Source organism: Ochrobactrum sp. SFR4 (genome assembly GCF_019730395.1).
Taxonomy (GTDB): Bacteria; Pseudomonadota; Alphaproteobacteria; order Rhizobiales; family Rhizobiaceae; genus Pseudochrobactrum.
In genome coordinates this window covers 1-12,338 of the sequence record NZ_JAAPBB010000029.1, presented here as the reverse complement: position 1 = coordinate 12,338, position 12,338 = coordinate 1, and the positions used below count along the sequence as shown (strand labels likewise).

Here is a 12,338-nt window from a genome sequence, read left to right as displayed (position 1 = left end):
AAATGAGGCTCGATCCGGCGCATCTGCGCCTCCGACAACCAAATCAAATCACTCATGGCAGCACCTCCTTGCACCACCATTGAATCAATTGATTAAACACTACGCAATCAATTAATAGGTCCTGAACCTAAGTTATGCGCACGCAGAAAGGAGTTGTAATTTGTTAGGATGAAGGAATTAGCACCTAGTTATCAGTTATTAGCTGAAAGCACGTCGTTGGTAGGAACAAGCAATATGTTTGCAGTAACAAGTTGTGAGTGTAAAGGAACGAGTTGTAAGTTGCTTTGTGGATAAATGAGCATGGAAGATTTTTAAGTGCATTAAGTTTCAAGTTATAAGTAATAAGTAATAAGCTGCAAATTGTAAGTTTGAAGTTGTTAGCAAGCCGGAGCCACCCGCGCAACTCAAATAGCGCCGTAGGGTTGGCGGAGCCTTTTCTAAGAAAATCAAATTGCAGCGCATCTTGTGCGCTTCATTTCTTAGCATTTGGGCTTAGAAAGCCTGTTTTTCATTGCGTTGGTTTTGTATTCTGGTAGGTTGTACGAGTTAAAATCGTTGTCTGTGAAGCAGGAAATGTAACTTGTCAGCGTTACACTCGACAACCAACCCATCACACGATTAAGACGCGCTGAAACTGTACGAATCGTGCACGATTTTAAGGATGGCCAGCCATCACAGGCGGGGGCTCCAAATGAGGTACGGGTCTATTCACAGCTGACCATTGAGGATTGTACGACTCTGAAGGCGGTTGCAGAATTACGTGGCGAGACGGTTTCGGCATTGTCTCGGTGGGACTTCGTCGGGCTACCGGCGTTTTCGGCGACGAGACCAAGGCTGAACTTTCAGTTCCAGCCGTCGACGTTAAATGCTTCATGCCAAGATCGGTAAGCTGACATTGGAGAATGATTTATGTCAGGAGCGCTCAGCAAGGCGGGATTGCTGGGCGGAAAGAAACGATCGATCGCGCGCATAGGCTGTGGGTTACACGACAAACCAGGCGTCACGATACGAAAGTGAAAGATTTGTCCGGAATTACCGAACGAAAAGAGAACGTATTTGAGGATATTTGTTATACGTTGCCGGTTAGAGGCTCTTGCTCCACCTTCAAACTTGAGCGTCTGGTGCCAGCGTTCAACTTTACCATGCGTTTGCTGATGGCCTGGAGCGCCATGGACCTGATCGATCTTGCATTTCTCCAACCATTCGCCGAGATCGGAGGCGACGTAACACAGACCGTTATCGGACAGCAGTGGCGTCCGGTGCTCAGCTTTTCCAGCGTCTGCCTGACTGACAAATGCGACTGTACCACAAGCTGGATGATCTCAAGCTTTTCAGTGGCGGGATATCTTATTCGTCGTCGCCCCCATCCCCGATCATGCTTTTTTAAGCAGGCGGTTTTCCAGGGTGAGCCCAGCCAGTGCCTCCTTAATTAAAGGCTCTCGGCGTCCCCTTCACGGCGACAAATCGCGGCAAGGCTGTTCTCGCCACGCAGACCCTCCAGCACAATACGGATTTTATCCTCTGCCGAATAATGTTTATGCGTGGCACGGCAGATATCTTTGATCGTCTTCTCGACCGATGATGTCTGCTGCACGGTTTTCTGTCTCAAAGGCGCAGAGGTTGGACACTGGTTTATAACCGCGGTCATAGCATTTGGAATCTGCAACCTGATCAAATGAATGACACCCAGCGAGCACAGTAACTGCAAGCATACCAAATACAATGATAGCTTTCATATGGTTCACCATCCAACACTCAGAGACTGATCAACCGTAACGTGTGGAGTTCCGCATCAGTCCCTTTCGGGACTAATGCGACTTTTCGTGCCTTCAGGAAGACACATAATTCATATTCATCTTTTCTATTTCGCTGAGGGTAACGTAGCCTTTGCATAGGTATCGCAAATCTCTTTCACGGTAGAGCTACTCTTCTGCGCAAGTGCTTCAATGGTGATCACCGGTATAACAGGTTTTTCGTTCTGACCACCAAACGTAAAGAGAACGCCACGCTCACCTATAGCACGCGCTTGTTCACCCGTAGTGACCATTTCATCCGAAACCTTTGTTTTCGTTAGTGTTTCAGCCATTGAACTATGTGCGCTCTTATCCGTCAGGCCTTTGTCAGCGCAGTATTTTAGAGCGCCCACCATATTCTGCGTGCTTATGTACGCTACCATTTCCGGTGTTCCATCAGCAGCACGTGAAGGGTAGACACCAACAAGAACAGCTGTCACAATTGCACCAAGCATTAAATAATTACGCATGCGCTCCTACTCTCTTTAATTGCATCGCAATTTTAAACTGCTGTCTCTTTGGGGCTCTAATATGGTGACATAACGCCCAAAAAAAGACTTTCCTTCCAACTATGTTTATCGGCGCGATAATATCTTTGAGCTTTCATGGGTTGTTGGGCGTCTTGCCGGAATTTTCTAGGCTAAGAGCATGAGGTAAACAGTCTAGCGACTGCGGCCTGAAAGCAGGGTCTGATGCGGGTTTCGGTAATTCACGGACAGGGTTTGCAGTAATGTGCGGACAGCAATTCCGCAAATCTGTGGACAGTTTAGCTGTCGTTTTGGCAGGCGCCGTTTGGTCATGATTTTTTCTTTCTCATAAGAAGGCGCACGTATGGCGAGACGGAAGCAAGCGAAGCGCATTTCGATGAAAGACATACGATCAATTTTGCGGCGGATCTTTAAACAGGGACTGTCTGTTCGGGAGGTGTCACAACGGATTTGAATTGGAAAGACGGCGGTTTCGACCTACTTGTTGCGGGCCAGGGAAGCAGGTATTTGCACCTGGCCGATCCCCGTAGTTTATGGTGACGATATTCGGTTTTGTCGCGAAATTTTCACTCCTGCTGCGCTATTGGAACATCGGTGCGCATAGTTGAGGGGGGGAGTGATAAGCCCCCAAAGCCCGGCATTTAGTCCAACCTGAGCAGGCCCGCCCAGTATTGCGGCCTGAAAACTGGCATGGGGATCATGGCCTTGTGTGCCGGCTGAGCTATGAAGAGCCATCAGTTCCGTTTGCAATCTGTTTTCGCCACAAGAGTGCCGAAACTTCTTCAAAGCAGAAGGTTGTGTTGCATGATTAGCGCCCGACACTCTAGAGCGTGCCCCAATGCTTTTGGGTGGCTATTAGCGATGTGTCGTCGTGCTGAGCACATTTATCTGCATGGCTCTACATTGCCATACAGGAACTTAAAAAACATACGAGAGACGTCCGTCTAAAAACTGGATCTAATTGTCACAAACTATCCCAAAACTACCTTGTTTGATTTGAGAAGTTATTTAGCAACCATCAAAGATTCAGCTCGATCCAGCGCAGGCCCGAAGCCTTTCAATGAAACAATGAACGGGGTTGTTTCATTCTGAGTCGAAACGGAGACAAGTTTTAAACTGGTTCCTACGCTCATGGCTTGAAGCATGGATCGGTCGATTGATAGCGGCACAAGGCAACCATTTGGAAGACAGGTTCTGAACGATAATGGTTTTCCGATTTTACCGTCATCAAGTTGTACCGTTACACCTTGCTCAAGTTCGAGTCCAAAAGGTAACGTAACACTACCGTTGGAGCCGTCTGGCTGAGTAACAGTGTTTAGTCGAATATCGAGAACACGTTGTCCATTTTGCTGTATTTGGGATTGTGACACAATACATTGTGTTTTTCCACCGGCAGCTACACAGAATACAGTCCAATCTTCGAAAGTTTCCGTCAAGGAAGAAGCACCTCCAGGCAGTGTCGAGGGTGTGTTTCCTTTGACTTCCTGTGCGCAGGCAGACCAAGATGAAAATATAACGCATCCTGCAGTAACGATCATCGAGAGATTAAGCCTCAGAATAGATGATGTTGCTGTGACCCCGATTGTTGGAAAGTTTTTACGCATTTCATTCCTTTTCAAAACAGCACTGATGTACTGACAAAAATATACCAGAGCGTAGTTGGCTGCTGCCATTCACTATCGAGGGATAGAATGACAGCAGCCAGTCTCAGGTTTGAACCAATGGAGGTGGGAGCGGTTCAAGCCTGAACGGTTTTACCACTTGACACGGAAGCCAAGGGTTCCCTTGTAACTGTTGCTGTCAGCGAAGTTTGTCAGGCTCGTATTGACAGAACCCTCACCATAGATCGAATAGCTGTCGTTGTTCCAGTTGTATGAACCACCCAAGCCAAGTCCGCCCCACAGCCGTTCGTTACGGCTTGTAAAACTGGTACCATTGACGCCGACGTTCGTGCCGTCGAGAAACTCGTAATAGAGATTGGCGATAGCATAGACATTGGTACGGTTGATCATACCAGCGTCATTATACCAGGAGTTCTGATGATCCAGCGTCAGGCCAAGGCGGCCTTGGAGACTATCGCCGCGATCAAGTCCGATCCGAGCACCAAAGACATCGTTAAAGCTATCGAAATCAACATTCGAATAGCTAAGCTGTACTTGCGGTGTGAGGGACCAGTTTTGGTCGAGTGCGATCCGTTTACCTGTTTCCAGTGACGCTCCGTAGCCAAAGCCGTTATTGCCGCCGACGAGCGAGCCATTGCCACCATCATAACCCAAATCGCTGTCATACCAGGTCACCTGTCCCTGTGCGTCAAGATAAAAACCGTTCTCGCCATACCAGGTCAATGTGCCGCCAAAGCCATAGCCGTCCGTGCGGATTTCACCCCCGCCATTATCCGCATCATAAGGCGAGCGGATATCAGCTGAACCACGGGCATAATGCACCGTGATCCCGCCGATTAGTTTGCCGGCCTCATTCTCGTGCAACATGCCATCAAGACCCGCCTGAAGCTTGAAAAGATCATAGTCATACTGTGCACCGGACGTAGAGAAACGGGGATCAATGCTGGTATGAGTGCCTTCGATCCGCCCCCAAACACCATTCTGTTCAATGAACGCTCCAGCCTCTTCCGGTGGCGCATAAGGCGTGGCGATAGCATCTGCGCCTTCGGCAACTATGCGATTGCCGGCATTGTTCCAGTAGCGGTTGCCAACACGCTGCTGCAGGGTTGGCAAGCCGTTGAGACCAAGCAGAAGCTGCGGATAGCTCTCATAAACCGAGACACCCGGCTGATAGAGTGGTGGTGTTACCGGTTTCACGGGATCAACTGGATCTATCGGTTTAATAGGATCCACAGGATCAATGGGGTCTACCGGTTTAAGCTGCGAGCGCAGATACCAGTTACCGTCGGATGGGTTGCTAACACCGTTCTTGTAGAGTTTGTAGGCATAAAGACCATCGCCAACAGCCTGTTCGCCGTTGTGGACATAATCGCCCAGAAGCGTGAAGCTGCCGTTTGAGGCGCCTCCGACTTCAATAATCCGGATACCCTCGACCGTCGGCGCGCCAGTTCCGCCAACATTATTAATTCTCACATTCGATTGCCCAGCAGTGTTGCCACCGATCAGAAGACGGTCAGTGCCGCTGTCATCACCATTCAGTACTGTGTTCAATATAACTGTTCCGCCGTTGCCGGCATAGTCTCCGGTAACAGTCAGCGTCGTGCCGGTGGTGGTGCCCTTGAGATTGGTTGCGACCAAGCCTGCATTGCTCAGCGACGCGACAACAGAATTGAAGCCATTAGCGTCGAGGGTGCTATCCGTAACTGTGAAGTCCGAGTTGGAGCTAAAGGCAGTGTTTGATCCTGCCTGCAATGTGCCGCCCGTAACATCGGTCACACCGGCATAGACGCTAGTTCCCGACAGAAGTAATGTCCCCGCGCCAGCTTTGACAATTGCCAGCTGGCCGTTGCCCCCATCCCGGGCCTCACCAGAGAAACTGGCGTTTCCAAGCACCGAAGTGTCGACAGTGAGCGTACCATCACCATCGCCGCCATTCTCGACGATACCGGAACCTTCGCTGAGACTATTAATGCCGCCAACAACAGTGCTGAAGCCATTGAGCTTGACCGTGCCGCCGGAGCCGCCATCCTTGTTTTCAAAACGGATGTTCGTATTTGTAGTGAGAGCTGCGTCAGCAAGAACATTCAGCACACTATTCTGGTGGAAAGTCTGCTCCCCACCGCTGACGGCATTGGCGGTCTCGGCGTTTAATATGCTCGCCCCACTAAAGTACTGCTCTCCTCCGCTGACGGCATCGGTGGCCTTGGCTTTCAGTATACTTCTAAAAGAGAAAGACTGAGTTCCGCCACTGATAGCATTGGTAGCGGAAGCATTTAGCACACTTGTGTCAGAGAAATTCTGTTGTCCGCCACTGACGGCATTGCTCGCTGAAGCGTTCAGCATGCTCGTGTTGGAGAAAAATTGCTCTCCATTGTTGACTGCCTTAGTGGCCGAGGCGTTCAGTACGCCATCAAACATAAAACGCTGTTTACCGCCACTGATGGCATTAGTCGCCGAGGCGTTCAGCATACCCGCCTGGCCGACAATCTGTCTACCGCCGCTGACGGCTTCGCTCACCGAGGCGTTCAGCACGCCGCCACTGTTAAAAGTCTGTGTTCCGCCGCTGACGGCATTGGCAGCCGAAGCATTCAGCATACTTTTTTCGTATAAATTCTGTATTCCGCCGCTAATGGCATTGGTAGCCGAAGCGTTCAGTGCACTCGATTCAAAGAATTGCTGGTATGCGCCGCTTATGGCATTGGCGGACGAAGCGTTCAGTACACTTGTGTTGTAGAAAAACTGCGACCCTCCACCGCTAACGGCATTAGTGGCTGAGGCGTTCAGGATACTTGTGTCTCTGAATTGCTGCGTTCCGCTGTTGAGAGCATTAGCGGCTGAGGCATTCAGCACACTTTTGTTGTAAAAACCCTGCGCACCGCCGTTAACGGCATTGCCGGCTGAAGCGTTTAATGTGCTCGTTTGATAGAAATTTTGATAGCCACCGCTGACGGTGTTGGCGGTTGAGGCGTTCAGCGCACTTGTGTCACGGAAATTCTGTTCTCCGCTGGAAAACGGCCCATTGGTTGTTTGATTACCTGTGAAGGTTTGAGCTGCGGCGGGATTGGAAACGATTAAAAATGTTCCGATTGCTCCCGCGATGATCAGCGATGAAGGTGCAAAACTCGCTGTGGCTCCCTTCCATTTGATCATCCGCCCCCCCCGATTGAGTCGCGGCGCGCTGGCCTCCCTCAAAATCCGATGTAATCGTGCTTTTCGAACGCTGTCCGCCAGAAAGTTCATTATTCCTACCTCAGATGGAAGTACAGCAAGTTTCAAGCTGCACTTCGCAGATTACCCTCTCTCCGTCAGTCCGCACGCAGCAAACGTCTTGCAGACCAAACAGCTTCCAAGCACCTAAAGCAATGATTGATGATGGAGTGTATAGAAAAATAGTTCGCAATGAATATGATCGTACCGATTGACTATTTAATGCATCAAACAGTACCCTTTTGGGGCAAATTGACTTCAGGTGATGTACAAATACGACATGTGCCAAATTCAGGAGAAGACCGAAATGGACAGTGGCAAAAGACCCGCAAATCCTGATTCGAAGAATTCAGACGATAACCGGAGCCGTCTCAACAAAATTGGAGCGCCTTGCGCTGATCAGAAGCTGAGTGGAATGCTTGCCTATCACCCAAAGCGGGATTTTTTGGCTTCTATAACGGCACTCTTCCGGTAACATTGAACCCCACCACGGCTTGCGCGCGGCTTTTTGCTCAAGACTATAGCCGCGCATGGCATGAGCCATATCCGGCGTTTCCTTCATTAATATATTCTCATTCGACGATGTTTTAGCTTGTGCCATTCCAGTTTTCTCCTGATCTCGCATCTGCGGGCTGATTTCTTCACCGCCTTGGCGGATCGCAGACATGGCGCATGATTTGGGCGATCTGTTTCAAGGTTTTTGTGGGCGATATTACTGTGAGAATGGCGCTGAGGAATGCTTGCCGCAGGAGACTATGAAGCCTCCACAAGGATAAAGTCCCGCAATGGCGTTTCGTCTTCACAGGGGGGAGAGTCGAGAACGTCGGTGACGGCCTCGTCGATTATTAAGGCTATGATCAGATGCGCCATCAGCCAACTTCGGGCAAGTTGGGGGTCTTTTGCCGGGAGCTTGTGGATGCCCAATCCGCTTTTAAGCCGCTTGAAGGCGATTTCCCCCTGCCAGCGCAGGCGATACATGTCGAGAACATCGGAGGCGGTCATTTCGTTGGCCGGAACCGACGTCAGTAGCATGAGGAAGCCTGCTGCTGTAATTGTCATAGCAGCATTGTCTGCTTGTATTTACGCTTCTTATGTCCGCGTTTTGCAGCTTTCACAGCCTTTTCGGTCGACTGCGCATCTTTTCGTTGAACGACAAGTCTTGCCTGAAACAAAGATTTGCCACGGCCTTTGAGTTTGGGGCCGGAATGCTCGGCCAGGACATCGATCTCGCACACCTCACCAGGCTGCATGGGCGCATAAATCCGGTTCCAGTCCAGAACTTCTCCGTCAAGCGTCAGCAGGCGTATACTGGCCCATCTAGTGCGGACAATGAAATCCGCTTCACAGGCAATCACCTTTTCCAGTGCTGGTGCCCGGGCATAGGCGCGGTCGCCAACAACGATATCACTTTTGTCCAGGGGGACACGAGAAAAGGCTTCGCCGCCATGGGCGTCAGTCGATTCCAGATGCGTAAAGCGTGCTTGTGCTGGTTCATATGTGGCGTGAAGCCGGAAATCCGTGCCTTTACTGCCTGGTTGTGAGATCGAATTGCCATCGACAATGCGCAAGCGGCGCGCATTTGTCGAACTTTCTGAAGCCGAAGTATTCATCAGAAGCGCTCCGGCAATATCGCCTGGCCAATCCGCTGATCCGCGTAGCCGCTTGAGAAGCGCAACATCAGAAATCATTGCCACATCATTCAGTCCCGCCCATGCTGCCGCTGAGCGCAAGCTCATACCACCTGGACCATAAGCCAGTGCCAGTCGCAGCAGTGTCGGGCTGTCGCCGACGTTGCGACGTCGCAAAAGCGCACCCGATGTTCGCGCTATGGCATTAAGATCAATCAGTCTAGATAATCTGGCAAGCAAGGCTTGCCAATCAGCATCAACACAAGAAATCGTTTCCATCTGAATGAGGAATCACACATGCATTCGGTCTGTCTACAGTTAAGTTAGCGCATATGGGGCTGTGCCCCCCCCTCTGCCGAGGGTAATTCATGAAAGAATTACCCGCAGCATCGCGGGGCAGTCCAGCCGACAGGCGCAAGGGGATAAAATGCAAAATCAGCGCCGTGATATTTATCAAGAAATTACAAACAAGATCATTGAGCCGTTGGAAAACGGAAATCGCCCTTGGCTTTCACCGTGGGAAAATGCCGGCAGTTTGCCTTGCCGCCCAAATCGTGCGAAACTGGAAGCGAAAACGCGTAGAATGCCATTGTTGCATCCGTTCAAGAACGCATCGATGCTAGCCGGTAGCTGTTCCCTTGGTGTGGAACTGGCTCATGCAATGAAGGATGATGCCTCTGCTGACGATGCCATTGTCGTCGCTTGCGGTGGTGGTGGATTGGCGACAGGGACCTCATTGGGGCTCAGGATCAGCAAGCTCGAGAACGATATTTATGTAGCTGAGCTTGAGCATTATCCACGCCTGTATACTGCTTTTAACGTGTCGCATCCAGTGGAGATCGACGCTCAAGACCGGACAATCTGTGATGAGCTGAGAGTTACCGAAATAGGCTCGCTTGCTTTTAGCATTCTCCAAAAAATCGGAGTCCCTATACTAGCAGCATCAGACGCAGGCGTCATCGAAGCGCAAGCGCATATGGCCCGTGAAACAGGCATACAAGCGGAGCGTTGGCTTTGTTCCGAGCAAGAACTTCCAAGGCGCTATCGCAGGCTTTGGGTGATAGTATGTGGCGGCAACGTTTGAAGTCAGCATAACCGTGCGTCCCTCTTTCGTTCGACCTAAACGTACGATTTTGAACTAAGATTGTTCTGACCCCAACTACGATGAGCCGAGAATCCTCTCTTCTCAATTAAACTATTTCTGTTTCAAAGGCGCTGAGGTTGGACAGTCGTGTATGCCTTCTTATCCACCCTTGAGATATACTTCAAAGTTAAAGTTACGGTGCCGTCGATCGCTGTTCTTTGGCAACTGGTTTCATTTGCGATACTTTGATCGACTCAGTTCGAGCGAATCCCCGAGCACTTGCCACAAAGCTTCGCGCCGAACGCCCATGCATTTACTCCCCTCGAAGTTCAGTTCCACGAAGAGACTCTCGGTGATGCCGAGATAGGCGTTCTCGTAGAGGACGACTTCGGCGTCGGACAGGGGCGCGCCGATACCGGACTCACGAAGCTGGACCGCGAAACCTTGCCGCAGTGCGCCGAGGAAGCCGTCATATGCCGTGCCTATTGTTTCCTTGAGCGCGACCGGGTGGTGAAAGACGGCGCGCAATAAGAAACGCAGATAGACCGAGTTCGCGTGACGGTCCTCAAGCGCGAAGACATATGCCGAGCCCGGTTCGTTCTGCGGCCCGAAAGCCGAGAAGACTTCGTCAACATAAGCCTTCTCGGCCGCAATGGCGTCGCCCAGCGCTTCAAGGAATAAGGCGTCCTTGTTCTCGAAATGAGTGTAGAGCGATGCCTTTCTGATCCCGACCATCGCCGCGATCTCGTTGAGCGAGGAGGCATCGTAGCCCTGGATCGAGAAGTGCTCGACGGCCGCGTTGCAGATGCGGTCCACCGACGGCGAACGGTTGGTCATAGCTTTGCTCCCTATTTTTCATTCAACGTTGCATCGACACCGCGCTTGCTACTACGGGCGATCAGTCGCGTGCTCAGCACGGTCAGCCAAACGGTTGCAAAACCCGCCATCACGAGGAAGACCAACCATGAGTTCGCCGAGACTTCCGCCATCGCACCCGCGATGGGGGTCGCGATTGAGGCCGAGATGAGCTGGAAGGCGCCGAGAACGGCGACGCTTGAACCGACATTGGTCTCACGGCTGGCCATCGCCATCGAGATAACGGTCGCCTCCGCGATGCCGAGGCCGAGAACAGAAATCGTCATACCAGTGACAATGCCCATGAGACCCAGACCGGTGTGTTCCGACGCCAAGGCGACGAGCGCGCCTAGGAGTATCAGACCTGCGCCCCAGATGGCCAGTGTCTCAACACGGAAATGCTTGACCAGCCGGCCGCTGCCGATGGCGCCGAATAGCATAGCGATGCCCGTGCCGCCGAACACGAAGCCGAACGTGTCAGGCGAAAGCGCGTAGACCGTCTGATAGACATAGACCGCGCCGCCGACATAGGAGAACAGGAAGAAGAAGACCGCGCCAATGGTAAGGGCGGGCATGAGAAACAGGCCGTCAGCTACGATCGAGCCATAAGTTCGTGCGACGCGCGAAACTTGCAGCGTGACCCGCTTCTCGCGCGGCAGCGTTTCGGCTAGATTGATCGCGGAGTTGACCAGCACGAGCAGGCCGAGGATGCCAAGCGCCGCCAGCACCGCGCGCCAGCCGAACAGCGCCGCGATGATGCCGCCGAGCGCGGGCGCGAGGATCGGTGCAAGACCCTGGATCGCCATAAGTAACGAGAATATCTGCGCCGCGCGTACGCCCGACGCTCGGTCGCGCACACTGCTCATAGCGACCACCAGCGTCAGCGAGGCTGCGAGGCCTTGGATGAACCGGGCATAGAGCAGCGCATCGAAGGACTGTGCCGCCGCGGCCCAAAACGAAGCGAGGGTGAACACCGCAATCGCGCCGCGCAGCGGCCATTTGCGACCCCAGGCGTCGATGAGAGGCCCGAAAACGAGCTGGCCAGCGCCTTGTGCCAAAAGGTAGACTGTAAGCGAGAGCTGCATGCTGGCGTAGCTGGTGTTCAGGTCGCTCGCCATCTGTGGCATCGACGGCAGATACATATCGATCGCGCTCGGGCCGAGCACGGTGACGAGGCCGAGCGAGGCCACGAAAAGATTGCCCGCTACACGGGTTGTCGCTGAGATCATCATTTCAAAACCGACCGCAGTTCCGGGAGCTCCAAGGCTTCAACCGGTGAATTGAGCTTCAAGAGCCACGATCACTACCTATCGGTAGGTATTATAAAAATCAAGAGGAGTTTGCAGCTTCTTTTCCATCTTCAGGCCGGTGCTCGCTTAGGTACCGTAACCGATAAGACGGCGAGAACGGAGTATGAAGCGCTTCAAGTCAGCACGACGCTTGCAGTATTTCGCATCAATACACGACCCCATCTACAACCTTCACCATTTTCCCCGCGACCGCCGCGCCCCCGACATCCACCGCGAACTACGCCAAACCGCCAATGCTATCTGGCGTGATATAGCTGGCCTGTAATCTGCCAAACTGTCCGACATCAGCGCCCTTGAGACAAAACAGTGTTAATTGAGAAGAGAGGATTTTCGGCTCATGATAGCTCTATC

The 12,338-nt window shown here is 51.9% G+C and carries 9 protein-coding genes and 3 pseudogenes; 3 read left to right on the top strand and 9 right to left on the bottom strand.

Annotated elements, in window-relative coordinates; translation table 11 throughout:
• Positions 1-803: 803 nt before the first annotated feature.
• Positions 804-998: pseudogene (locus HBA93_RS17210) on the top strand (IS3 family transposase); the annotation flags it as partial.
• A gap of 254 nt (positions 999-1,252) precedes the next feature.
• Here the strand turns inward: HBA93_RS17210 and HBA93_RS17205 are convergent.
• The 7 genes and pseudogenes from HBA93_RS17205 to HBA93_RS17175 form a co-directional block, all read right to left on the bottom strand.
• A pseudogene (locus HBA93_RS17205) lies at positions 1,253-1,609 on the bottom strand (IS3 family transposase); the annotation flags it as partial.
• A gap of 252 nt (positions 1,610-1,861) precedes the next feature.
• Positions 1,862-2,263 (bottom strand): hypothetical protein, encoded by a 402-nt coding sequence (locus HBA93_RS17200; RefSeq protein WP_221724097.1) that lies wholly within the window; start codon positions 2,261-2,263, stop codon positions 1,862-1,864.
• A gap of 1,022 nt (positions 2,264-3,285) precedes the next feature.
• On the bottom strand, positions 3,286-3,954 hold the full coding sequence (locus HBA93_RS17195) for an invasion associated locus B family protein (RefSeq protein ID WP_221724096.1): 669 nt from the start codon (positions 3,952-3,954) through the stop codon (positions 3,286-3,288).
• Between the two features lie 81 nt (positions 3,955-4,035).
• Positions 4,036-7,143 carry an autotransporter family protein gene (locus tag HBA93_RS17190; protein WP_221724095.1) on the bottom strand — a complete coding sequence of 1,036 codons (3,108 nt, stop codon included), beginning with the start codon at positions 7,141-7,143 and terminating at the stop codon, positions 4,036-4,038.
• A gap of 316 nt (positions 7,144-7,459) precedes the next feature.
• Complete coding sequence (locus tag HBA93_RS17185) at positions 7,460-7,711, bottom strand: hypothetical protein (RefSeq protein WP_221724094.1); 252 nt, start codon at positions 7,709-7,711, stop codon at positions 7,460-7,462.
• Positions 7,712-7,863: 152 nt separating this feature from the next.
• Complete coding sequence (locus HBA93_RS17180) at positions 7,864-8,169, bottom strand: transposase (protein ID WP_221724093.1); 306 nt, start codon at positions 8,167-8,169, stop codon at positions 7,864-7,866.
• A complete protein-coding gene (locus tag HBA93_RS17175; RefSeq protein WP_221724092.1) occupies positions 8,166-9,017 on the bottom strand; it encodes an IS4/IS5 family transposase in 852 nt (283 codons plus the stop codon). The genes HBA93_RS17180 and HBA93_RS17175 overlap by 4 nt, the downstream gene beginning before the upstream one ends.
• A gap of 148 nt (positions 9,018-9,165) precedes the next feature.
• Here HBA93_RS17175 and HBA93_RS17170 point away from each other — a divergent pair, with 148 nt between their 5' ends.
• On the top strand, positions 9,166-9,822 hold the full coding sequence (locus tag HBA93_RS17170; protein ID WP_221724091.1) for a pyridoxal-phosphate dependent enzyme: 657 nt from the start codon (positions 9,166-9,168) through the stop codon (positions 9,820-9,822).
• Positions 9,823-10,053: 231 nt separating this feature from the next.
• On the opposite strand, the gene HBA93_RS17165 is transcribed toward HBA93_RS17170, so the two are convergent.
• The gene (locus tag HBA93_RS17165) at positions 10,054-10,659 is read right to left on the bottom strand and encodes a TetR/AcrR family transcriptional regulator (protein ID WP_221724090.1); all 606 of its coding nucleotides are present in this window, start codon (positions 10,657-10,659) and stop codon (positions 10,054-10,056) included.
• Positions 10,660-10,670: 11 nt separating this feature from the next.
• On the bottom strand, positions 10,671-11,909 hold the full coding sequence (locus HBA93_RS17160; protein ID WP_286202018.1) for a multidrug effflux MFS transporter: 1,239 nt from the start codon (positions 11,907-11,909) through the stop codon (positions 10,671-10,673).
• A gap of 157 nt (positions 11,910-12,066) precedes the next feature.
• On the opposite strand from HBA93_RS17160, the pseudogene HBA93_RS24770 reads away from it, so the two are divergent.
• A pseudogene (locus HBA93_RS24770) lies at positions 12,067-12,252 on the top strand (IS6 family transposase); the annotation flags it as partial.
• Between the last annotated feature and the right edge of the window lie 86 nt (positions 12,253-12,338).